Origin of the sequence: Muribaculum intestinale (genome assembly GCF_002201515.1) — a bacterium.
Classification (GTDB): domain Bacteria; phylum Bacteroidota; class Bacteroidia; order Bacteroidales; family Muribaculaceae; genus Muribaculum; species Muribaculum intestinale.
Genome location: NZ_CP021421.1, coordinates 2,655,420 through 2,678,625 on the forward strand (window position 1 = coordinate 2,655,420; position 23,206 = coordinate 2,678,625).

Below are 23,206 nucleotides of genomic sequence, written 5' to 3' on the forward strand. Positions count from 1 at the left end.
ATATAAATGATAATCAGTAAATTAACCTTTGATTGAGTTTCCTCTTTTTTGCTGATTCTGCCTCTATTTTCTCATTCAGTACATCTTTTGTACATTTCGTTTGTTAATAGATGTTGAGGGTCGTTTTTACGTTTCAAACCTTCTAATTACCTTTGCGCTCCACAAAGATAATCATTTATGGCTAAAATAGAAAGCAAGAACAAACAAAATCCAGGGCTGGCGCATGAGATTTAACTCAAATTCAGTCAAAAATTCACCTGATTATGTGAAATAAACTTTCAGATATTGCATATATTGCTGAAAATGGATATATTAGAGGTATGCAAATAGAAATTTTCAGCAAAGTAAAAGACCCGCGTGACTTGGGCAAGGTTAAACATGAGCTCGAGGATGTGCTCCGAATGGCACTCATCGGCGTGTTGTGTGATTGTGAGGACTGTGACGACATATCGGATATGGTTACAGACCGAGAGGAAGAATTCAAGGCCGCCGGATTGCTGAAGCTTAGCAACGGCGTCCCGTGTGGTGACACGATACTTCGTGTTGTAGAGTCTGTCAATCCCGCTCAGCTCCGGGCAAGTCTTGATTGCTGCCGAGGCCACATAATCGAATCCCTGTGCGGCAATCAGGTCATCATTGACGGTAAGAAACTGCGGGGTGAAAATCCCAGGAGTCCCGGATGCCACGGACTGTATATCCTCAATGCGTGGGTATCTGAAACAGAAATCTGCGTTGCCGAAAAGCCGGTGGATGGCAAGACCAACGAACTTACGGTTCTGCCGTCCGTATTGTCCTCTTTATGGCTTACAGGGGCATTGGTTTCAGTCGACGCAATGGGGACCCACCGTAATATCGCAGAACAGATCATGCTCCAGGGCGGCGACTATCTGATGGCGCTTAAAGACAATCAGCCGATACTCAAGAGCTTGACGGAAAGTATCTTTAGTAGGACTACTCCATTATCGGTATACACAACCGAGGAAAAGGGGCACGGAAGAGTTGAGAAGAGAACCTGTTCAATTATGGATACGACACTTTTGGAACAGGAGGGAATGTACGAGAAGTGGCCCGGTCTTAAACGTATCATAAAGATGGAGCGTGAGCGTACTGAGAACGGTGCCCGCTCGCGTGAAACAATCTACTATCTCAGCAGCGTGGAGAAAGATGAGGCTTCTTACTATGCGATGCGTATTCGTGCGCACTGGGGTATCGAGAACAAACTGCACTGGCATCTCGACGTGACGTTTCGGGAAGATATGTGCCGCGTACGCGCCAAGAATGGCGCTGTCAATTTTTCAGCGATGCGCAAGTATGCATTGGAAATGCTTAAAAAGCAGAACGATAAACTCAGCCTTAAACGAAGACGCAAAAAATGTATGTGGAGCACTGAATATCTGTACAAAGTCTTTAAGGATAGTTAAATCTCATGCGCCAGCCCTGAACAAAATCCCAAACTACAACAGTCCGAACTCAAAGACGGTCGTGCGAGCCTCTATCTGGAATTCTACCTCGGTCGCTCCGAAACTCCCGTGCTTGACGATGAGGGAAACCAAGTGTTCTACACTTCGGGGGCTATGACAGGTAAGCCGAAATACCAAGTGAAGCATATCCGCAAGCGTGAGAACCTCAATCTCTACATTTGGCTGCACCCTCGCAACACGCAGGAGCGGTTGCAGAACAAGAACACACTCGCCCTCGCCGAGAAGATACGATTTGAGCGTGAGCAGGAGTTTTTGGAGGACAGGGAGGGCTATCGGCTCAAAAAGGAGCGTCAGCGTGATTTCCTGCAATATTACCGTGACTTCTTCAACGAGAACCCCAACCTCTCACGGATGATGAAATGCTCAATCCGACAGTCATACACCAAGTTCATCAACTTTCTACATGAATCGCCGAGGTACAGCCTTTACGACACCGTTCTCCGAATGGAGCAGCTTACTCCCGATATGGTTACGGCTTTTACCGACTATCTCAAAAAGCACGGCACGGGCGAGGGTCCCAAAGGGATGTACGGTCGTTTCAAAAAGGTTGTCACAGCCGCATTTGACGAGGGATTGATAAAGAAACATCCCTGCAAGGGGATAACCATCAAATGGGATAGGAACTCTTTCTCAAAGGAGATTTTAAGCCCCGATGAGATAAAAAGGCTCATGGCTACCCGGTACAAGGGGGAGAACACCGAAATGCAACGTGCGTTCATCTTCTGCCTTTTCACCGGCATACGCTGGTGTGACGTGAAGTTGCTGACCTATGCCAATGTTGACCCGATGACAAAGACACTCCGATTCCAGCAAAAGAAAGTCCGCAACATAAGCAGCCGCAGCTGGGTGACAACACCGCTCACCGATGATATGCTCGCTCTGGTGGGTGAGCCTACGACCAATGACCACTCGACTGAACCGATATTCAAAATCGGCCCTTATGTGAGCTGTAACCAGCAATTGAAGAAATGGGTTGCCGAGGCAGGGATACGGAAAAAAATCTCATGGCATTGTAGCCGACACTCGTTTGCGGTAAATCTCCTTTCCAACGGTGCTAACATCAAGACTGTCGCCGACCTCATGGGGCATTCAAGCATAACGATGACGGAGAAATATCTCCACGTTGTTGACAGCTTTAAGCAGGATGCAATCCACTCCCTCGGCTCAATCAGCTATGGGATGTCGTAGTTTTTACACCGTGGCATTTTTGGCACTTTGGCATTTTGGGAACTCTCCGACCTTGGAGGGTTCTTCCTTTTTTCGGCGGTCATCATCTATGAGTTTTGGTTTGGTTCAGTACGGGGGTGTATATATAGAACTGAACCAAGACCGTATGGGGCAACGAAAAGAAAAAACAATGCAATCAGCCTGCATTTTCAGCATTATCCGCATTTCTTAAATTGAAAATGCAGGAAATGCAGAAAGTGTGGCGAAGTCCGACAACAAATCTCAGTAATTACCACCTTGCACACCTTGCACTTTTGCACACTTTGAAAATGCCAAAGTGCCAAAAATGCCAAGGTTTAATCTTGAACTGACATATATACCGCAACGCCTTATTCCTTGATGAAGTTGACCGTGCCATTGTACAAAAGTGCAAAGAATGCAAGTGGATGACAACGAGAGAAAAATAAGATACGGCAACGAAAAAAATTGAATATTCGGAGTCGGCAAGATACCTTCCGGGTATCCCGAAAGGCAGTATCAACTCCCGACGGTCGATTGATGCCATTATAGTGACTGCGATCATTACAATGAGGAAAGGCAACGAGAAAAAAAGGAGTGTAAGGATATGTTTCGGGATTCCTTTTTCTCCGAAAAGCCACTGCCGAAACCGCAGTCACTGCCGTGACCGCTCTTTGTTTTTCTCATTGCCATAAGAGGTCGTTTTAGGGTGGAGCGAGTTTATGTTTAGGTATTACCAGTAATCCCCAAACGCTCCACAACATCATCTCCCAATAACGCCCCCTGACACCAATGACGAAATGACTGAATGACAAAGTGACCAATCATCCAGATGATTAAATGATTCGATGAATTGATGACTGAATGATTAATCATTTAGATGACAAAATGACTGAATGACTAACCAACTAATCATTCAGTCATTTAATCATTCAGTCATTCCGTAAATCAATATCAAAGCCAATGCGAAATACAACCACAACACCGTCATGGAAATTACACCGACTGGAAATTCCTTAGCATATTAGGGAATTTTCCGAGCCGCATTGCGGAGCAACGCTGAAAATATCCCCAATATGCCAAAGGTCAACCTTTGGAAACCGAAGCCTATCTAAAATAATTACGCACATTTTGAATGTGCCGATTCACTATCTCCCAATTTTCTCCATTGGAGGCGGCCTCTCTTAACGTATTAATGACACCCCATTTGTCTTTGTAATTGGCTGGCGGATTATTTTCCATAATTTCATCTATGATTGATGTGACACTTCCTGCATACCCTACATAAGTTCCATAAGGGATATCGCTGATATTTCTCAAAGTACATCTCCCATAAAATATGACTACTGAATAAAACGGCACCTCAGCAATACCTTCCAATTTCTTTTTAAGAGCCTCAATATGCCCTTTGTTTTGAAGAATCGGATTGTAAAATCTATGTTTCTCTTTTCCATACGCCAATACTTGTGTCCAATAATTCTGATACCCTTTGCCAAAAATCCAACCGCTATAATCTTTAACCTCGAACACAATTATTCCGACCTTTGTCACTACAACCGCATCAATTTGCGAATATTGTCCACGATGTCGTTCCACATACAAATCGTGATATACTGTTATCGCGGGGATATCGTGTTTAAGCAGTTTGAGAACTAATTTGCGCTCTGACCATGTACCCCGATGTGTTTCAGTCACGGTACGCAATAAAGCCATACTCTTACGCCATTTATAGATGGCAAAGAATATGGCAATTATTAGTGCTAATACCGATATGAAACCGAACATTACAGTCATAGGCATAATGGATTATAGGTCATCCATAGCTTTTGCTTTGACAGCATCCGTATTTATCTTGTCCCAATATTGAAGTTTGACAAAGCATGAACTTACACTTTGGTGTTCCAATGAAAGTTGAATATCGCCTTTGGGCGTTTCAAATACTGTCGCATAAGTACATCTATCCATTTTTAAGCGATGTAGTTTATCGCTATTATCATTTGGTGATCCATAACCCTGAAATTCTTCAACACATTCAGAGGGCTTGCCGTATTTCTCCGTCAGCATCTTTTTTAAGTGCTGATAGTTTTCCTCCAAAGATGACCAATCATCTTTTTCAGGGAAAATAACCCCAATGGTATTAACAATGTCCGAATTTTTAAGTGTCGAAACACCAATAATACACCCTTTGAATCCTGCGAAATCACCTTGCAGGATAGCCGTACCATCTTGTGTCCCAATATATGAGAATCCTGCGGATTTCATTTTGGAAACATACTCACTTAGAGAGCCGTCAATGGGAACACCTTTGAATGTGAGATGTTGGTTAGTAGATTGTGCAATAGATGCAATGCAACAAAGCATCAAGGCAATAAGAAATATGATTCTGTTCATCGGATTGAAAAATTATGATTAGAAAGTAGATTGCTTAATCGGTATGATAGCCTGATTTTCAGGTTCAGTTGACCACTGAACTTGCCATGTCGCACCTTCTACTTTGTCAAGGAGTACGAAATTGAACATATTTTGTGTTGGATAGAGTTCATACCTGCCATTTGTTGAATCAGTTGCTAATGCGGTAGTATTCAGTGGTATTTCAAAGCGATAATCATCTCCTTTTACGCTAAATTGAACTTGCCACATTTTGCCATTGCGAGTATCCAACTTGATAAAAGTCCACATATTATCAGTTGGATAAAGTTTGAATGGGAAGAACATCGTTTGTTCATCCTTTGGCTGCTCCTTTTCAGTAGATGTGGCATTTTCACAGTTGGTAAACCCGACCGAAAGCAGGATTAACAACATCAAAGACAGTTGCTTCATAAGCATTATTAAGCTCTCCAAGTTCCACAAGAGCGATTAAATGAAACACGAAGCGTGGAACTGCAATGCCACGTTCTAAGTCGGAGGTCGTAGGAAGAACCTTTTTAAGAGAAATGGTAATAGCAGCCCACGCCGTTAGCGTGAGAACCACTATGCACACTCTCTTAAAAGTCTTGAATTTCCTACGTTCCCGACTTCGAGATGAGCATAACGCTTCTTTTTTTCAAAATGTCGTGATGGGACTTCTCCCAATCAAACGCAAAGTTACGACTTTTTGCGTTGCAAGTCAATAGGCTGGGCAAAAAATAAGTTTGGTTTAGTTCTATATATAAATATATAAACCGAACCAAACCTACATAGATATGCGTGACAAAAGAGAAATGTCCCCTTCAATTTTTCTTTTCACCAGCCCATATATCTATCTCTATACCGACCGCAGAAAGAAGAAAACCGAGGCAAAAGAATAGAACTAAAAATAACTAACGCCTGCAAATTAAACTTAATTGATTGCTTTTGAATGTACTTAAATTCCCCATTTCGTACATTATTAGTACAAGTTGTTTTGCGTAATATCCTATATCTCAATTAATTATGCTTAAAACAAATAAACAACGCAGATATACGCGAAAATAACCAAAGAGAAGCTCAACCAAGACATGGAGAACCTTGCCGCGAGATTGAACACGATTGAGGAATTTGCAGGTTGCACCATCTAAAAAAGAAAAGCCATGAAACGTGACATAATCATCATAGAGGACAAGGCGGTCTGCGTAACCGGTAACGAGGTATGGATGACCGCCGGAGAAATCGCCGGGCTGTTCCACACGGGCGTCCCGGCAGTGAACGCCGCCATCAGGGCCGTTCTAAAGACGGACGTGCTGAACGACTACGAGGTGTGCCGCTACATACAACTTGAAAACGGGCTGTACGCGGATGTTTACTCGCTTGAAATCATCATTCCCGTCGCCTTCCGGCTGAACACTTACTGCACACACGTGTTCCGCACGTGGCTGGTGGGCAAGGCACTCTCGAAGGAGAAGCGGCAGGCATACGTGATGTTCATACAGAACGGAAAAGCCGGATACTGCTGAACACGCATACGTGCCAACAAAAAGGAAACGGACAGCCCAATTTGAGTTGTCCGTTTCCTTTTTTTCGTTTTCAGGCTTCTTTTATTCCAGCGGCTTGCGGTAATTCGCTTCCAACAGTTCCCGCAGCCCCGATTCGGGGTAAAGCACCTTCCCGCCTAAAAGGATAAAGGGCAGCACCCTGTTGTTTCGGTACTCCTGCAAGGTGCGGCGGCTGACACGGAGCAGTTCCGCCACCTCCCTGTCCGTCAGGTAACGCTCCCCGTCCAGCGGCGGGCGGTAACTTTCCAGAAAGGCGGAGAGCCATTTGGAGCCTTTGCGCATATTCTGCACCACGGTGGCAAGCGGCTCGTCCTCCATCGTAAACACTTCATTGTTCTCGTTCATCATAACTTCGGATTCAGTGGGTTGTGAATAATAAAAATCAAATCATCTTGCGCCGGGATAGAGCGTGCCGATAAGCGGAATGAGCCTTTTAACCTCCTCCGGCTTGTAATAGAACCTGCGGTTAATCTGCGAGTAGCCGATAAGCCGCCTGTCGCGCAACGTCTGCAACGTGCGCGGGCTGATCCTCAACTGCCCGCAGACCTCCTCGCCCGTGAGCCACCTTTCCAGCCGCCCTCCGTCGCTCCTGCGTCTCAAGGCGGCAACCTTCTCCGAGAGGGCGTTGAAGGACGCCACCATCATCTCGAAGGTCTTTTTCTCGATAGATACTATTTCCATAAGCAAAACATTTCAGAGTTTGCCGCAAAGGTAACGCCAGCCCCGTGAACACATATCGTTTCCCGCTAAAAGGCAGCTTGTTGCGCCGCCTGTCCGGGTTACGGAGCCATTTCCCATAAAAATCTTACGTGAGACACGTAGTGAGCTGTTAAAGCCCCTTTGGTTTATTGCCGAATTTTGCCACAGAAACCAAAAGAAAGAACTGAATATGAAAGTAATAACGATGGAAAGTTCCGCCTTCACCGCATTGACTGTATCTAACATTTGAAAAGGGACCCGGATAGCATTTGAAAAGGGGACCACCCGGGATGGGGATGCAAAGATAATTATATTTGTTGAGTCATCATTTCCTGAGTTTCTTTCATGCGGTATGATTTGCCTGTCATGTTAAGCAGTATAGCCTTGTGGGTCAGGCGGTCTACCATTGCGGTGACCAGTACTTTGTCGTCAATAATCTCGTTCCAGCGGTTGAAGGCGAGATTGGTTGTGACGACGGTCGTCTTCTTGTCGGTGCGGAGGGAGAGATGGTTAAAGAGCATCTCTGCGCCGGCCTTGTCGCAGGAGACGTATCCGAACTCATCACAGATGACCATGTCGTATCTCTCGAACTTGTTTTCCAGCGACCGGAGTGTCAAAGCGTTGCGGCACTCGCGTATCTGCGTGAGCAGTCTTGGCACGGATGTGAACAGCACCGAGTGTCCGGCATTACATGCGGCGATACCGAGAGCTGTCGCCAGATGAGTCTTGCCTGTTCCGGGATTGCCGTATAGAATGAGGTTGCGTCCGTTTTTGATGAAGTCGAGTGTCTCGAGTGTCGGGAGCGCTTTCCGGGCATCGGCGGGCAGAGCGTCGGTGTCGATTTCGTTAAGATAGCGAAGTTGCGGGAACCCTGCGTTTTTGATGCGGTGACGGCGCTGGTTTTCAGAGCGGTTCTCTTTTTCGCGCCGGAGCAGTTCGGCTGTAAACCGCCATAGGTTCCATTGTTCGTCGGCGCTCTGCTGTATAAGCAGGTCGATGTCGCGCCGCACAAGCGGGAGTTTAAGGTCGAAAGCGCATGAGCGAATGAGCTCCCGAAGTCCGTCACGGTCTGTTTCATGTATGTCTGTCATTGTCATTCAGTGTATTGGTTGTTTTTTGGGGGGGTATTCAGTCTGCCTGCGATGCGCGGGTATATTCCATAAATGATGAAAGCATGTCAAGGGTATGGCTTGCCGAACTTTCTATTTCAGCCTGTTGCGGGTCGGGAACGTTCGTTGCCGCGATATCGGCGGTTGACTGCATATGTCCTTCCGCCGAGATCATCTGAGCCTGTATCTGTTCAGATGAGAGGCGCTGGAGCCCGCGGGACGAAAGACTTGTGGCGGCACGGACGATGTCAGTGTATGCCAGATTGTTGTCGCGGGTGAACACAAGCAGTTCTATGAAGCTTCGCGGAGACTCGCGGAAGTGTTCGCGGTAAAGCGCCGCCACCGACGGATGTACCTGTTGCAGAGCCACAGACCGCCCCAGAGCGGCCGGTTTGCGCAGGAATGTACCCAGATAATGCATCAGGTCGATGACCCAGTCGCCGGAGCGTCGGCTTCGGGCATGATTGGCCACCTTGTCGCGTCCGTAAAGCACCACGATGCGCTCGGAATACAGCTTTACCGCCACCTGCGAGCCCACCAGACGGTCGGGCACAGAGTAGTGCACTCCGTCAACGGTTATCGTTGAATACTTTCCGACGCGGTACAGCCGCTGCTCGAAGCAGCCGATGTCACCGTGGTCCAACGGACGTAGCGCCGCCAGATCGGCCTGTATGCGCAGGCGTTTTTCTTCCGCCGACATGTTGGACGCCTCTGTGTTGAGCCTGTCGCAGACTGCCGCCAGATGCGTCTGCGCGGCATCCAGGGAGTCAAACCGGACCTCGAACGAGAATGCACGACGCCGGATATATTCCACCGAACGTTCCACCTTGCCTTTTTCCCATCCCGAGCGAGGGTTGCAGAAATGGGGTGTGAAACAGTAGTGTACCTCCATGCGCAGCAGCGCATCCGTGTGCTCGCGGTCGCGCCCGAGGAACTTCTTTACGGCGGTACGCATGTTGTCATAGGCCATCACGCGCGGGGTGCCCCCCAACTCCCGGAAGCAGTTGCGGTGGGCTTCCATAAGAGCCAGGGTATCTTCGCGCGAAAACAGATATGCCTTGCGCATATTGCTGTGGTCGAGGGTGAATACCGCCATGTGAAGGCGAGTCCTGACTCCACCGATCCACAGGGTAAGCACGCCCCAGTCGAACTCGCAACGGAATCCAGGCTCATAGTCCTGACGGATATATGCCTTTGCAGGCTTTTCTTGCGACTTCGGCGCTGCCTCCAGCGCACGGACATACTGACATACTGTGGAATAGGCGATACGCACGCCATCGTCCTGAAGACGTCGCCACATATCGAGCTTGCGCATCTGCTGCTTGTGCAATCCGGCAGCGACGTTCTCCCGGTTGCGGGCGATAAAACCATCGATGCGACGGCGGACATCATCGGTCACAACACGCCTGACGCGTCCGCTGCTGTCATACTTCGGCCTGGTCAGCAGATAATCGTCAACCTCCCGCTCTGTCGGTGACGGGCCGGCCTCTCTCTCGAACTCGCGCAGATACTTGCGCACGGTCTTGCGGCTCATGCCGTTGCGGCGCGCTATCTCGCGGATGCTCATCCCCTCGCGGCGATGAGACAGAATAATGGATGTTTTTTCCTCCATGTGTAGCATTTTGTGGAATCGTTGATGTCGTTCTTTCTAATCAACGATATCCGGTTGAACTTACCCATGGGGTGGGTTCCTTTTCAATTGCTCTACCTGGGTCCCTTTTCAAATGTTAGATGCAAGATGTTGCATCGCTTTTATATGAAAATTCAGCAACTCAACATCTCCTCCTCGTTTATATGCAGATGGATTGTGCTGATATATTGTATCTACAATTAGTTGTAAATCTTCTATATTCATATTGATATACAAAAAAAATAACTATGCAAAATTAGCCTTTTCTGGCTAATTTTACATATTCAAATAAGAATTTTATCGCAGATTGGACAAGGTTTCTTTGCTACTTTCTTTGTCCGCCATCATGCTCACCGAAAGAAAGTAGGGCGGCTTTTGCCGCCCACCCCTCAAAATCGGGTGTAAAGCCCCGTTACCATCGTGAACATTTCTTCCAGCATATCGCAATATATCCCTTCGTGCGTTTCGATGTCCTTCGTCTTGCACTCGAATGTCTTTTTGCTGAACGTCTTGCGGTAGAAACGCATATTGTAGAGGTCTGCCCCTCCGTCATAGATGATGTCAAGGCGGTTGGCACTTGTCTTGTTCCTCGCAAGGCTCATGCGCAAGCCGTTGCCCATGTCTATGAAGTCCTTGCTTCCAGTCATGGCGGCAAAGCGTCTGCCGCCTATCTGCTCCAAAATTATCTTTGCTATCATATACGCTGTCTTTTAGGGTTTATATGTTGGCGGTGCGTACACCGCCAACGCGCTTAAAATTCTGCTTTCTCGGTTATGGGGGTGTGTCTTTCCAGCCACGCCTTCAGACACTCCATGTTGTACTCGCTTGTGATTACAGCCGTATGGCTGTCAATGGCGGTGAAACGTGAACTCTCATAGCTTATGTAAATCTTTGCATAAGCTACGTTATGTATAGGGAATAATTATGTAAAGTTTGTTTGGTTTATTTTTATTAAGTTACTGATTTTCATCTGTTAAATAACATAATATCCCAAACAAACTTCACATAAGTTTTAATACTTAGTCCGTAAATCCTTTAGATAACCCAACAAGGATTTGTCTTTTTGCCATGTCGTTTTACCCTCTTTTATTATTCCCGGATTTACACGTGACAATGCCTCCAGCTTCTTCTTTTCACTTGCACGAGCATATATTTCTGTTGTAGTTGTTGAAACATGCCCTAAAAAATCCCTTATATAAACCAAATTTATATCCGCCTCCAATAAGTGCATGGCTTTGGAATGCCGGAAAGAATGGCATCCCAAATTTTCAGGGATTAAATCAGGGGACTTTTTTCGAGCTATCTCTGCATATTTCTTTACAATATTCAGGACGGCAACACGGGAAAGTTTCTCTCCGTGGAAATTACAAAAAATAGGAACACAATGCCTGTCCTCTTTCATCAATCCCTCATCATACATATATTTTTTGAGATTGGATGCTTGTTGTTTTGATAAAGGTACAATCCGTGCCTTATTACCCTTTCCGCATAATTTGACAGTCGCCGTATCATTAAATTCTATATTAGGTGGCGTAAGGTCAATTAGTTCCTGAACTCTTGCCCCACTGTCATAGAGTAGTGAAAGAAGAACGAAATCCCGACGACCATATCGTGTTTTCAAATCAGGTTGACTTAAAATCAACTTTATACCATCTATCGTAAGATAAGCCATTTCAGGAGCAGCAGTTTTCTTTTTCCTTATTGACATTATTTCATGATAACGGAACATTCCTTTTACATCTCGATATTGCAGGTAACTATAAAAAGACCGAATGGCTGCAAGACGTGCATTTCGCGTGGAAACAGAGCAATGCCTGTCTTCTTCAAGCCATTGCAAGAAATTTATAATCCGTTCTTTGGTTATATCCGCAAGGGTAACACGCTGTGGATTTATAAATTCTTGCTCTTTCAGGAACTCAATCAACAGGGAGAATGTGTAACTGTAAGTCAATATCGTATTTTGGGAAACGCCACATTCTATTGGCAGATATGTGCCAAAAAAATCGGTCAGATATTTAGAAAAATCAGTAGGTTTCATAATTATTCTTCTGTTTCAATATTAATATCAGGGAATACACAACGATAGGTATCATCAACTTTTGCAATTAATTGAGGATACATTTGCTGCGTCATCCGTACATACTGGTTTGTTGAGTATAAAGATTTATGTCCGACATAAGTCATAAGGAGTGGCAATGAGTTGTATAGGTCTTTTCCTGATTCTGACATTTTAACAAGAGATTCCACGCAAAAAGTATGGCGCAAGTCATGAAGTCTGGGCGTTTTGCCCTTTGCCCCTGCAAATATTCCTGCCCGTTGCAACACCGCCTTGAACAATCTGTTTATAGATGTTCCTCTGCATCGCTTTCCGTCAGCAGAAGAAAAGAAGGGCGCATCCGGTTCAACAGACATATTACAGTGTTCTTTATAAACAACATAGTCCTTACAAATTGCAGTCAAAGACAAAGACATTGGCACGATTCGGTCTTGTCCGTTCTTACACTCATGCAGGGTTAGTGTACCCAAAGCGAGATTAACGTCCTTATGGCAAAGTTTTAACGCTTCTCCGATACGTATTCCCGTTCCGTATAGCATCCTGATAATTAAAGGAATTACACCTCTTATCGAATTGTAAACGCATTGTGTGCTTCCCATTTTGTCACACTCCTTAAAAATTGCAGCCATCTCTCTTTTGGTGTATATATGAGGGATGAACGAACGCTTGGTTTTACGCAATTTCGGGACATAGGAATCATATCCCAAAAGTCTAAGATAACTTGAAAAACCACGAAGGTATAACATGCGTGTTTCACGATTTCTTTCTGATTCCAACGGATTCAGGTTTTTCCAAGCGTTGAATAAATCTCTTGAAATGCCTATTTCTGTTTCGTTGCGTTCAATAGTGAGCATGTCAAAACGGTGTAGTCTCCTTTCAATATCAACCATCTTATATCCTTTTGAACGCTTATAATCAGCATATTGCTGGATTAATTCGGAATATATGCCATAGTTATTTGCTTTCTCCATATAGATTATCATAAATTGTTGTCGGAATAAAAGGTACATCCAATGCGCATTGTCGCAAAAGGTCAACAGATACACGAAGATATGCCGTTGTAACTTGGGAATTGCTGTGTCCCAATGTTTCAGATATGACAGGTAATGTCACTTCGTTACTCAATAAGCTTGTGGCAAGGCTATGGCGCAGGATATGGCTCCCATGTCGTCTTGTTGCAAAATCAACTCCGGCATTGTGCATCCATTCTGTTATGGTATTTGCTACAGCATTTTTAGCCAGTGGGTTATAGGGAGTCTTAAATGACAAGAACACATAAGGTAAATCCACCTTAGGACGGCTATGTTGTATGTAATCTATTATTGCCATGCCAACTTCTTCCGAAAGTGGCAATGTAACCCTCTTGCCCGTTTTTTGCTGTGCAAAACATAACCTGTTATTCTCCCAATCCAAATTGCAGAAACGCAGCCCTCTAATGTCAGAATTGCGCAAACCGTATCGGGCTCCCAATAATATAATGGCATAATCCCTTTTCCCTCTTGATGTCGTACGGTCAATGGCATTGATAATCGCCTCTACTTCTTGGGGCGTATAAACGGACGGTATTTTGGGGCTTTTGAGAAATCTGTGTTTAAAAAGTTCCTTCCAACGTTCCGGATTGTTGTCCGGTAATAACCCACGCTCGCACATATAAAACAAAAATGCACGTACTTTCGTAATAGCTTCTTCCCGTCCACCTGTAGTCAGTTCCTTATCAAGTTTTTGTATATATAAGATTCCTTCTTGCAACCCGAATGTTGCGGCATCCAAATCGGCAGATACCCAATACTTATACAAATCATATAATCTGATTTCACTTCTACGGATAGAAGCGGACTGCCTTCCGGTAGATTGTAAATCTTTCAGGAAAAGACGAAAGGGATAACCTTTTTCCCCACCGAACTCATACGGCTTTTTGAGTGTCCGTGCTCTTACCTCATTCGATTCCAACAACTGGTTTAAAGCGTCAATATGCCGGTAACGCAGTTTTTCCCGTACTGTTAGGGTCTGGTAATCCCTATTCAAGAACCTATATTGAAGAAACTGATACCCTACGGAATTATCATATTCCGCTATTTTCTTCTGTTCCATGAAGTGCGCCAATTCATTATAAGTACGATTGTACATTTTGAAACTTCCTTGTTTGTAACCTCTTGATTGCAAGAAAGACATAACACGCTCTCTTAGAGGGTGTTTCATAACGATTGTTAATTTGCTGTAAGCCTGTTCAAGAGCATTGCCACACCTGCTATGATGACCATCTGTCGTGCGACCTCCAATGTATCCTCATAATTTCTGCATAAACGTCGGAAGTTGTCAAGCCATGAGATAGAGCGCTCCGCAACCCATCTGCCCTTTGCCGGGATAAACTTCCCGTCAGAAGAACCAGACAAAGTGATTTCCACGTTCATGCCAAAGGTATTTCTCACAAGTTCAATCAAATCTCCGCGATAGCCTCTGTCTGCAAGAATCTTCTTGATGACCGGGTGCGAGGCGGCAAGTAAAGCCAGAAGCATCAAACCGCCTTTGGAGTCATGTATGTTAGCGGTAGTTGTCTTTACATCAAGCAGATGCCCATTCTCGTCAACTGCAATCTGCCGTTTTATTCCCTTGACTTTCTTGTTGCCGTCAAAACCTTTCGGTGAGGGATATGAGGCAGCCCGCACACTTTGAGCGTCTACAACCGCAACACTTGGTTCCGGTGTCTGACCTTCCTGAAATCGCACTTCTGCGACAAGGCTGTCAAGCAGATTCTTGAACTCGCCGATAGCACTCCATGCACGGAAATAGTAATATACGGTCTGCCATGCCGGAAAGTCATGAGGTAGATTACGCCATTGACAGCCGGTCTTGTCCACATATAGAATGGCATCAAAGACAAGGAAAAAATCATATTTGCTCGTCCAATTATCCATTGGAATTGTTTCTTTTATGAAAGCTTTCTGTGCTTCTGTTAAATCAGAGGTGTACATTTCTAAATTCTTTCTTATAATTGTCAACAAATAAACAATTTAGAAATGTCCTCTCCTTTAGCAGAGGCATTTTTTTGATGGACTATCTTAACAGTTGTTATGAAACACCCTCTTAGTAAATCTAATTTTCCTATTCGCATAATAAATCATGATTTAAAAATGGATAAAGACAAAAGTATTATGCGAAGATGTTATGTGAATAGTTTCTTCTGAAATATTTGATATTCTTATAGTTGGTTGTTAGCAATATGTAAGATTAATGTAAACTTTACATAATTATTCCCTATACATAACATAAGCATTTATCCACTCGCAAAGGGTTGTTACTCCCCATGCTTCAGCATCGTCAAACATTTCGTCCAACACCTTGATAGGCTTGCTGAATTTCACTATCAGCGTTTGATAACCTGCTGCGTTCATAAGTTTCCCTCCTTTCCCTTTTTCGTGGTCAGCCACTTGTCACGTGCGGTTCGGCACTCGTCCAACGTAGGTTTGACACAAGAGAACAATTCTCCGTCTGCGGGGTGGCGGTAGTCGTACTGCACAAGTGTCCGCTTGCGTCTGCCGACACCCATTTGGAATTTTTCGTATTTCTCCGTACCTGCTTCCGTGCAGGTGCTTACTCCGTTGATAGTCATTCGTGTTGCCATAATCGTTGATTTTAGAGTTGTTAAAAATGTACTGACAAAACTCGGTTGCGCATCACCATTTCGGGGTCGCTCGTGTAGCGTTGGTGCAGGTAGAAATGGTGTGAGCCGAAGCCGTAAAGGAAGAACCTGTCAAGTTCGTGCTTCTCGGCAAAGTCCTTGACGCTTCGTCTTAACTGCTCCTCACTCGTTGCCAGAGTGAGGAGGTTCACAAATTCAAGGAACATCACGGGGATTTTATCGTCCCACAGACAAATCATGCTTTCAATTCTTACTTCCATACTATTGGGTATTATAGGTTTATACTATGCCGCTTCCATCCGTTGGCGGATAAGGTTCACGTTGCTGTTCACAAGGTTTACAATGCGGTCGTGGTATTCGGTGTTCTCGTTGCATAAGCCACGACACTGCACCACCTCCAAAGTTTTCAGTGATACCTCTATCGTTTCTATGCGTCTGCCGTCAATGGTCGCTGAAAGGATAAGAGAATTTTCCCGATTGTGGTAGCCACCCACGCAATGGTGCATCATACGTCCTTCCTCTATCATTTCCTCCACGCTCTCTATGACCTTGATACGGATAAGGTTGTCGGAGAACACAAGTCCGAAGAAGATACCTTTGGCTTTTAGATAGTTCTTCTCGTCCTCAATCGCCTTTTGCCGTTGCTGTTCCGTCCGCTCACGTTCCCTTTGTCGGTTACGCTTCGCCACCAACTTGTCGTGTTCGGCTTTGAGGTCGGCAGGGCAAACGTACTTCGGGCTGTTCGTGTCCTTGCCGAAATGACGCAGGAGGTCTATGGTGTCACGCCACATAGAGCCGTTAGCAATGGTGTAGCCATTTCGGATACATATCTTCACGGATGCCCAATACTCTACGATATTGAAAGAGTGGTATATATAGTAACGCAACATGGGATATTGCCCTGCCTTCAACAGCGTTTCGGCTCGGCAGTCGGAAAGTATGGCTTTGAAAAGGTCGTAAGGCAGGATGTTGTGATAATCACCCTTGAAGCCGTTGCGTTTCACTTCGGGTATGAAACGCTGTCGGGGGTAGGTGCATACCGGATTTATGTCGTATGCCCGAAATTCTCCGTTCTTGCGTACTTCCATGTCGCTGTATTCATTCCATAGGTCGTAGTAGAACAAGGACATGCCACGCAATCGGGCAACGGTCGTTGTCTTGCCGTCGGGGGCAATCCACCTCTGCACCACTTCAAAGATGGAATACTCGGCTGGCTGCCCTGCCTTGTATCGTGACTTGACGGAAAAGAAGCGTATCACTTGGTATCGCTTGCAGGTGGTGACGATGGAGAAATACTCCATATCGCTGAAAACACTCTTTCGGGTGCGCAATGCTTCCAACTCCATACCGCAATGGGAGCAGGTGCATCCGCAAACGGTATCCGCAAGGTCGTGGTCGCTTTTCCACGAATGTCCGCATTCGGTGCAGATGTTCGTGCCGTCTGCCCTTTTGACTGCGTAATGCTTGAAGCAGTGGCGGAAAGCGTATGCCCTTTGTTCTTCGGTCAATCTCGGTAGTCGCTTGCTCAAACGTGCGACTTCCTGCTGTATGCGTGTTTTCGGTTTCATAATCAGAAGTCAAATAGTGATGGTTCAACTTTGGTTTCTTTCTTCGCTGTCGGCTTGTTGCGGTTCTGCAACTTGCGGAGTTCCTCGTCTTGGTATTGTCGGATAGCGTTCTGCCGTGCTTCCGCCTTTTCCTCCGCTGTGAGTTCCACCACATGGTTCACGGCTACCTTGCATTGGATAGGTTCGCCCACCTCTATCTCGTTCTCGTCATAGTAGTGGACGGCTTGTCCGTATATCTCTCCGTCCGTGAAGCCGTTGCAACCACTTTTCTGCACATAGTTCAGAATGTAGGTCACGCAATCGTCTATGTTCTTGGCTGGGTTGCGGTAGTTCTTGGCAAAGAGCGCATCTTCCGCTGCCCGCTGTTCCAAATACATCTGTATCGTTCTCTTGAAATGGTCTGTCGTTTTCATATCGCTGTCATTTTAGATTGTCTGTTTCAGTATCTCTCTCCAATAGGTCGGCTCAACCTCGCTCAAAAGGAAGTCTGTAAAATCCCTCCGTGCGTCCTTGTTCAGTTCGTGGTAGAGGTCACGGAACACGGATATGTTTCCGTTGATATACGTTTCCACCATGTACACGAAGATGTTGTCCACCTCGTAGTATCTGCACTGCTGTGCTGCCGTCTTGCTGCTTCTCTTTGCCATTTCGGTAGGGGTTAAAGGGTGAATAACCAAAGGATGAAGCCGAAGAAGGCGATTGTGGAAAGGATAGCCACGATTACGCCTATCGCCACTCGGAACACTCCGTTTATTATCTCCGTGATGATGCCCCAAAGGATGTCCAATATCCCGAAGGCGGTGCGCACGATTAAACCGCATATCGCAAGTCCTATGTATTGCGCTACTTGTCTGAAATTTGCCGTTGCCGTCATAGCCGTATCATTTTTCAAGTTCCACAATGTTGTCTATCCTGCCGTATAGGTATCTGCGAAGTCCGGTCTTGTCCGTTGCCTTGTATTCCGTCCAACGTCCGTATTGGCATACGAGGAACGTGCGGAGAACATCGGAGAAGTCAAACCTCCAGCCTTGCAAGGGGACTGCGCTCTTGAAATAGGTGTTACTGTTCACGTTTTCGGTGAGCCAATCCTTTTCCTCTCGGTTCATCTGTCCTCCGTTGTTCAGTTTCTCACGAAGGATGTAAGCCTTACTGCCTTTCAGTGTTTCCAATGTCGGCACTTCCCAAGCCACGAATTTTGTTGCCATTGTTGTTTCCATATCCGTTTTGTTTTTGATTTTTTGTTTTTAATGCGGATTCAAGAGCTGAGGAAGTTGAGTTTCAAACTATCTTATCTGCCTCTCGTTTATCCGACATTTTTTTTAATGCGTCTTTCTGTCGCATCGGTCGTTTTCGTTTCGGGTGCTTAAAAAGGTAGGGATTAGGGAATGCAAGGTTTTTCGCGGAAATACTACCCGCAGGGCTGGAGATTTCCGCAGAAAACAGGAGGCTTGACCTTGCTTTCCCGTCCAATCCCGGAATTACCTTTGCGCCCAGAACGGAAATGACTGCCTGATGCGGCTCACTGAAAGGCGCGGAAATGGAGGTAAACGGAAGTGGAGGCAGATTGGACAGGAAAACTTCAAAAGAGAAATCCGTAAAAAAGAAGTCCACAAAAGAAAAAGGGAAACAGCCGGAAGCGTGGAACCGGGCAAACCACCGTGTGGAAAGTATGGTTTTATATGTCCGGCAGGACGTGTCCGGTCGGACATATAAAATCATTCTTTCAGGTTTGCCTGCCGTGGGTGACGGCTTGTTCCATTCATGGAGCGGGCGGTCTTGCACGGCTTTCCGCTTCCGGCTCAAATGGACAGCGAAAAAGAAAAACAGTCAGAAATCCGTAAAAGCACCTCTCTGGCATAAGCGCAAAAGAAATGGGCCTTGCATCATCAGTCTAAACTTCTGTTTAGGCGTGAGGCAAAGCCCTTTTCTCCGCTTATGCGGTAGTCGGCATACGTTCGTCCAAAATCTCTTTGGGCGATGGTGTGCCGACGGACAAAACCGCTTTTACGGAAAAACTTATATGTGAGGATAAAAAATCAGGAGATTTATTTCTAAATCTCCCGTTTAATTTCTATTTTTGCATACGAAGAGTTCTTTGAAGGTTACGCAACGCGCAGAAGGATAATGCAGTAGATAACTAACTAATTCGTAACCTATTACTATCATGAGCAATTAACCTACGCTCATTTCCAATAAATTACACTCTTTTCGTAACTTCGTGATGCAAAATTACGAAAAAAACATGTTTCAACCTGTCGGAATATATAAATTCTTTATGAATGCTATAAATATACCATCGGCGCCATGTCGGAGGACACGGTGCCGATAGTGTGGTGATTATTTCTTATAGCCGCATTTTATGCAGACGCCATGTTCGTTTAAGGCAATTCCACATAATGGGCAACGCTCGATGTTGTTGCGTGTGACATAGTCTTCTGTTGCTGCATTTTCACCGCTTGTGAAGGTTATTTTTGATATATTGAGTTTGTCCTTCAGCAGATTGTAGACAATCTTTATCATTCCTTCGACGGTCATGGTCTCTTTGGTGACAACCAGGCGGGCCTCCGGGTAGGCTGTCGCGAGTTCGGTCTTGAATGCAGGGCCTTTATTGGTGTTTTGTGGATGTCCGGTTACAATGCCCTGCTTCTCATACACCTCCAGTACTGCAGGTAGCAGGGGGTCATCTTCTCTGAGAATCAGTGCGTGGTCAAAATTTTTCAACAGATTCCATGCGGTCTTTTTAATTTCATTGCATGGGAATACCATGTTGACACCGTCGTTGATAGAGTCCTCTACTTCAATTGTGAGGGTTCCTGTATGGCCGTGGAGATATTGTGCCTCTCCTTTAAATCCATAGAATCTATGGGCATACTGTAGGTCGAATGTTGTGATACTTTTCATAATCTTATTGTAATTTCTGGGTTGCGTTGAATTTTCTATACAAATAACACCCGCGACCTGGATGTGGTTTTGATAAGAAAAGTTATAACAAGAGGCGTTTTGGTCAAATAATGTTGAAAAAAAGAGGGACAGGCTGATTTTGCTCAGACTGTCCTTCTCCGTTTCAACTATTTATTTATGAGAACCTCATATGTCCGGTATCACTACCCGATCTATGAGGACGAGGGATGTGAAAAAGCTGGTTATGTCGCTGTTTTCATTGTCTATAACAACTGAAAACTGACTATGGAAGCCGATTTTTTCAATTTTGGGCATAAAAGAATTTAAAAAAACGTAATACCGGGGGATAATTAGTGAATATTATCAAATTAACTTAATTCATGAGCTTGAAAGACTATTTTAGAGCTTGTTTAATAATAAATGTTACCGTCAGGGCGGTCAGTCGTCGGACAGATTTTCGCTTGTGATGAGGGAGTTATGGGGCTCCATAACGACCGAAGAGCGGGCGGAAATATGCCGGCGAATGGCCGACGAGAGGTAATTTGTTTCATATAGTTGATATATTTTTGCATTTACCTTACAAGCAGCCAAGAGATTGTGTAGGTTATAAAGTTACCTTTTGTCTCGTATATCTTGGCCGCTTTTCGACCTATTCCTCAGTCATGTACATAAAGTACACTCCTTCGTCACATGTCGAAAATCGCCTCAAGCTATACGACCCTGTCGGTAACATTTATTATTAAACAAGCTCTTGGCCGCCGTATGGACCGGAAGTTTCTGTTGGATATGTTTTTTTTGATGCATAAGAGCAAGTCGGATTTATCCGGGAACAGGTGTAATCCCTTTTTCGATACAGAAGTGGCGATATGTCTCTATAGCTTCTTTAGCTGTATGGGCTCTGCATCCCTCCAGAGTTTTTATTATGTCGGTTATCTGTGGATGCATCTCGTCGATAATGTCGTTGGAAAAGCAATATTCCAGCGTGTCCCAAAGCATATTGGGCAATGCTTTTTCCAAAGACTCTTTTATCCACCATCTCAATCGTATAGAATACCTTATGATTTCCTCGATGTAATGTAATCTTACGCTGGCTATCAGGCGGGGAGAGGGGTGGAGCCGGGTGAAGTCCTTGATTGCACGTCGGCATACCGATGTGCGCGCTTTGGCTTTCCCTCTGGTGGGCGAAAACTCTTTGCTTATTGTCGCTATTGTTTTTTCGGCCATGCCTCTTTCATCTGGGCTGATGAAATATTCGAGATATTCACGTGCTTCCTTGCGGGCTTCGTAAAGGTCAAGAACGACTTCCATTATCTGGTCGCGGGTGAGACTGTTCAATGTCTTTTTCAGTGAGGTCTTTGACATATCAGTGGCTGGAATTATGTATACCGATTTATATAACGGATGTATCACCTCTATGATATATCTCTTGCAGAAAATATGCCTTAATATCAGATTAAGAGATGATGTATTGGTCTGTTTTTCTGATTAAGTGTTCGATTTTCTGATTGATTTGGTGCGTTTTTAGGTTATAATTCTTACCTTTGCCGTCACTTTTAATAAATCAATCAAGTATGAAAAAATATTCTCTGATTTCATTGCTTGCACTGGCATCGCTTTCTGCTCAGGCCGAGGGATATCAGGTAAATACATTTAGTCCCAAGCAGGAAGGCATGGGACATGTCGGTGTCGCTATGAAACTTGGCGCTGAAAGTAATATATTCAATCCTGCCGCAGTCGCTTTTTCAAACAAGACACTTGAGCTGTCGGCCGGTGTGAGCGCCATTTCCGCACTTGGGTCATGTACCTATGAAGGAAAAAAATATGAGACTGACAATGGCGTCAGCACACCTTTTAATGTCTCGGCTGCATTCCGCATATATGACAATCTTTATGCCGGCCTGTCGCTGTATACTCCCTATGGAAGCTCAATCAACTGGGGTGAGAACTGGCCCGGAGCTATCCTTAACCAGTCGGTTGACTTGAAAGTATTCACTGTGCAGCCTACTGTTTCGTGGAGGGTATTGCCAAATCTCAGTGTAGGAGCCGGTCTTATGATAGGTTGGGGAAGTGTGGATCTAAATAAGGGACTTGTTACTCCGGAGTCGTTTGATAGATTTCTTCCGATTGCCGGAATGCTCTCCGGAACTCAAATGCCATCGACTATCGGCAATGTTGTACCGGCGTCAGTAAACCTGACAGGTGACACGCAGCTGGCTTTGGGATTCAATGTCGGTGTCATGTACGATATCAATACACGCTGGACTGTCGGTGTGTCTTACCGCTCAAAGATGAATATGAAAGTAAAGAAGGGTATTGCACGAGTGTCGTATGCCGCCAATGATAAGATTTCCCAAGAGTTATTGGGCGGATCACTTGATCTGTTGAATTCCACCAACTTTGCCGCTGAGATGCCATGTCCGTATGTACTCACCTTCGGAGTGTCGTATAAGCCGATAGATAAACTGATTCTTGCATTTGACGCCCAGCTCAACGGATGGAGCGCATATAAACAGCTTGATATCGAGTTCGATAATCTTGCGGAATATGACCAGCATCTAACAAAAAAATATAAGGATGCATGGACTTTCCATCTTGGCGGACAATATTCACTGACCGAACGCCTTGATTTGCGCGCCGGTGTTATGCTTGACCTTTCGCCTGTGAATCGTGAATACTACAATCCTGAGACTCCGGGAATGACAAAGATTGAGCCTTCTGTAGGTCTGTCATTCCGCCCGATGCCACAGCTGTCGATTGACTTTGCTTTTATGTATGTGTTTGGAACAGGTGCTGACGGAGTGGTAGGCAGCTACGATAATCTTCTTGCTAAAAAAGCAAATCCTGCACTTGACCAGCTTGCACAGGCCCGTCCTGAACTTGCTCCGGTAGTAGCGGGACTTAAGATGCCTGAAACGGGTGAGTTCAAAGCCGATTACATGACTCGCGCCCTTATACCTGCAATAGGTGTGTCATATTCGTTCTAGGAA

At 45.2% G+C, this 23,206-nt stretch carries 27 protein-coding genes and 3 pseudogenes; 5 read left to right on the top strand and 25 right to left on the bottom strand.

The window, feature by feature from the left end; translation table 11 throughout:
* Window positions 1-320 precede the first annotated feature (320 nt).
* Both ADH68_RS10775 and ADH68_RS10780 read left to right on the top strand, forming a co-directional pair.
* The gene (locus ADH68_RS10775) at window positions 321-1,421 is read left to right on the top strand and encodes an ISAs1 family transposase (protein WP_068960103.1); all 1,101 of its coding nucleotides are present in this window, start codon (window positions 321-323) and stop codon (window positions 1,419-1,421) included.
* A complete protein-coding gene (locus tag ADH68_RS10780) occupies window positions 1,422-2,669 on the top strand; it encodes a site-specific integrase (RefSeq protein WP_068960801.1) in 1,248 nt (415 codons plus the stop codon).
* Between the two features lie 1,104 nt (window positions 2,670-3,773).
* Here the strand turns inward: ADH68_RS10780 and ADH68_RS10785 are convergent.
* From ADH68_RS10785 to ADH68_RS10795, 3 genes are read right to left on the bottom strand one after another with little or no spacing between them, the layout of a single operon-like run.
* Window positions 3,774-4,460 (bottom strand): nuclease-related domain-containing protein, encoded by a 687-nt coding sequence (locus ADH68_RS10785; RefSeq protein WP_157755892.1) that lies wholly within the window; start codon window positions 4,458-4,460, stop codon window positions 3,774-3,776.
* Window positions 4,461-4,472: 12 nt separating this feature from the next.
* On the bottom strand, window positions 4,473-5,057 hold the full coding sequence (locus ADH68_RS10790; RefSeq protein ID WP_068960799.1) for a hypothetical protein: 585 nt from the start codon (window positions 5,055-5,057) through the stop codon (window positions 4,473-4,475).
* A gap of 18 nt (window positions 5,058-5,075) precedes the next feature.
* The gene (locus tag ADH68_RS10795) at window positions 5,076-5,486 is read right to left on the bottom strand and encodes a hypothetical protein (protein WP_068962051.1); all 411 of its coding nucleotides are present in this window, start codon (window positions 5,484-5,486) and stop codon (window positions 5,076-5,078) included.
* A 728-nt stretch (window positions 5,487-6,214) separates the two neighbouring features.
* On the opposite strand from ADH68_RS10795, the gene ADH68_RS10800 reads away from it, so the two are divergent.
* On the top strand, window positions 6,215-6,577 hold the full coding sequence (locus ADH68_RS10800; RefSeq protein WP_068960798.1) for a RhuM protein: 363 nt from the start codon (window positions 6,215-6,217) through the stop codon (window positions 6,575-6,577).
* A gap of 81 nt (window positions 6,578-6,658) precedes the next feature.
* Here ADH68_RS10800 and ADH68_RS10805 read toward each other — a convergent pair whose 3' ends face one another.
* Both ADH68_RS10805 and ADH68_RS10810 read right to left on the bottom strand, forming a co-directional pair.
* Window positions 6,659-6,964 carry a helix-turn-helix domain-containing protein gene (locus ADH68_RS10805; RefSeq protein WP_068960797.1) on the bottom strand — a complete coding sequence of 102 codons (306 nt, stop codon included), beginning with the start codon at window positions 6,962-6,964 and terminating at the stop codon, window positions 6,659-6,661.
* A gap of 39 nt (window positions 6,965-7,003) precedes the next feature.
* Window positions 7,004-7,297 (bottom strand): helix-turn-helix domain-containing protein, encoded by a 294-nt coding sequence (locus ADH68_RS10810; RefSeq protein ID WP_068960796.1) that lies wholly within the window; start codon window positions 7,295-7,297, stop codon window positions 7,004-7,006.
* Between the two features lie 115 nt (window positions 7,298-7,412).
* On the opposite strand from ADH68_RS10810, the pseudogene ADH68_RS14225 reads away from it, so the two are divergent.
* Window positions 7,413-7,538, top strand: a pseudogene (locus ADH68_RS14225) (helix-turn-helix domain-containing protein); the annotation flags it as partial.
* An 85-nt stretch (window positions 7,539-7,623) separates the two neighbouring features.
* On the opposite strand, the gene istB reads toward ADH68_RS14225, so the two are convergent.
* From istB to ADH68_RS10910, 20 genes and pseudogenes are all read right to left on the bottom strand, one after another.
* On the bottom strand, window positions 7,624-8,406 hold the full coding sequence (gene istB, locus ADH68_RS10820; protein WP_068961956.1) for an IS21-like element helper ATPase IstB: 783 nt from the start codon (window positions 8,404-8,406) through the stop codon (window positions 7,624-7,626).
* Window positions 8,407-8,443: 37 nt separating this feature from the next.
* A complete protein-coding gene (gene istA, locus ADH68_RS10825; protein ID WP_068959738.1) occupies window positions 8,444-10,045 on the bottom strand; it encodes an IS21 family transposase in 1,602 nt (533 codons plus the stop codon).
* A 99-nt stretch (window positions 10,046-10,144) separates the two neighbouring features.
* On the bottom strand, window positions 10,145-10,279 hold the full coding sequence (locus tag ADH68_RS14210) for a hypothetical protein (protein WP_255202491.1): 135 nt from the start codon (window positions 10,277-10,279) through the stop codon (window positions 10,145-10,147).
* Between the two features lie 164 nt (window positions 10,280-10,443).
* Window positions 10,444-10,752 carry a hypothetical protein gene (locus ADH68_RS10830; RefSeq protein ID WP_068960795.1) on the bottom strand — a complete coding sequence of 103 codons (309 nt, stop codon included), beginning with the start codon at window positions 10,750-10,752 and terminating at the stop codon, window positions 10,444-10,446.
* A 53-nt stretch (window positions 10,753-10,805) separates the two neighbouring features.
* Window positions 10,806-10,931, bottom strand: a pseudogene (locus ADH68_RS14290) (DUF6956 domain-containing protein); the annotation flags it as partial.
* Between the two features lie 135 nt (window positions 10,932-11,066).
* Window positions 11,067-12,092: a tyrosine-type recombinase/integrase gene (locus tag ADH68_RS10840; RefSeq protein WP_005841877.1), complete on the bottom strand. Its 1,026-nt coding sequence runs from the start codon at window positions 12,090-12,092 to the stop codon at window positions 11,067-11,069.
* A gap of 2 nt (window positions 12,093-12,094) precedes the next feature.
* Window positions 12,095-13,081, bottom strand: a complete 987-nt coding sequence (locus ADH68_RS10845; RefSeq protein ID WP_005924223.1) for a tyrosine-type recombinase/integrase — start codon at window positions 13,079-13,081, stop codon at window positions 12,095-12,097.
* Window positions 13,065-14,309, bottom strand: a complete 1,245-nt coding sequence (locus tag ADH68_RS10850) for a site-specific integrase (RefSeq protein ID WP_068960794.1) — start codon at window positions 14,307-14,309, stop codon at window positions 13,065-13,067. The genes ADH68_RS10845 and ADH68_RS10850 overlap by 17 nt, the downstream gene beginning before the upstream one ends.
* Before the next feature lie 8 nt (window positions 14,310-14,317).
* On the bottom strand, window positions 14,318-15,082 hold the full coding sequence (locus ADH68_RS10855) for an IS5 family transposase (protein WP_068960265.1): 765 nt from the start codon (window positions 15,080-15,082) through the stop codon (window positions 14,318-14,320).
* 294 nt (window positions 15,083-15,376) lie between these two features.
* Window positions 15,377-15,502 (bottom strand): annotated as a pseudogene (locus tag ADH68_RS13955) (DUF6956 domain-containing protein); the annotation flags it as partial.
* Complete coding sequence (locus tag ADH68_RS10860; protein ID WP_068960793.1) at window positions 15,499-15,732, bottom strand: DUF3873 domain-containing protein; 234 nt, start codon at window positions 15,730-15,732, stop codon at window positions 15,499-15,501. The gene ADH68_RS10860 and the pseudogene ADH68_RS13955, both read right to left, overlap by 4 nt.
* Before the next feature lie 20 nt (window positions 15,733-15,752).
* Entirely contained in the window at window positions 15,753-16,010 is a 258-nt protein-coding gene (locus ADH68_RS10865; protein WP_068960792.1) for a hypothetical protein, read from the bottom strand.
* 24 nt (window positions 16,011-16,034) lie between these two features.
* Window positions 16,035-17,318, bottom strand: a complete 1,284-nt coding sequence (locus ADH68_RS10870; protein WP_068960791.1) for a PcfJ domain-containing protein — start codon at window positions 17,316-17,318, stop codon at window positions 16,035-16,037.
* A 2-nt stretch (window positions 17,319-17,320) separates the two neighbouring features.
* A complete protein-coding gene (locus tag ADH68_RS10875; protein WP_008782568.1) occupies window positions 17,321-17,731 on the bottom strand; it encodes a PcfK-like family protein in 411 nt (136 codons plus the stop codon).
* Window positions 17,732-17,743: 12 nt separating this feature from the next.
* Window positions 17,744-17,965 carry a hypothetical protein gene (locus ADH68_RS10880; RefSeq protein WP_018667431.1) on the bottom strand — a complete coding sequence of 74 codons (222 nt, stop codon included), beginning with the start codon at window positions 17,963-17,965 and terminating at the stop codon, window positions 17,744-17,746.
* Window positions 17,966-17,976: 11 nt separating this feature from the next.
* Entirely contained in the window at window positions 17,977-18,192 is a 216-nt protein-coding gene (locus tag ADH68_RS10885) for a hypothetical protein (protein WP_025069035.1), read from the bottom strand.
* Window positions 18,193-18,199: 7 nt separating this feature from the next.
* Window positions 18,200-18,535: a hypothetical protein gene (locus ADH68_RS10890; RefSeq protein WP_025069034.1), complete on the bottom strand. Its 336-nt coding sequence runs from the start codon at window positions 18,533-18,535 to the stop codon at window positions 18,200-18,202.
* A gap of 61 nt (window positions 18,536-18,596) precedes the next feature.
* On the bottom strand, window positions 18,597-19,100 hold the full coding sequence (locus ADH68_RS14165) for a hypothetical protein (protein ID WP_228449166.1): 504 nt from the start codon (window positions 19,098-19,100) through the stop codon (window positions 18,597-18,599).
* Between the two features lie 555 nt (window positions 19,101-19,655).
* Window positions 19,656-20,219, bottom strand: coding sequence for a 6-pyruvoyl trahydropterin synthase family protein (locus ADH68_RS10905; protein ID WP_068960790.1), 564 nt, complete (start codon window positions 20,217-20,219; stop codon window positions 19,656-19,658).
* Window positions 20,220-21,038: 819 nt separating this feature from the next.
* Complete coding sequence (locus ADH68_RS10910) at window positions 21,039-21,581, bottom strand: DUF6155 family protein (RefSeq protein WP_068960789.1); 543 nt, start codon at window positions 21,579-21,581, stop codon at window positions 21,039-21,041.
* Between the two features lie 209 nt (window positions 21,582-21,790).
* Between ADH68_RS10910 and ADH68_RS10915 the strand changes: the two genes are divergently transcribed.
* Window positions 21,791-23,203, top strand: a complete 1,413-nt coding sequence (locus tag ADH68_RS10915; RefSeq protein WP_068960788.1) for an OmpP1/FadL family transporter — start codon at window positions 21,791-21,793, stop codon at window positions 23,201-23,203.
* Window positions 23,204-23,206: the final 3 nt, after the last annotated feature.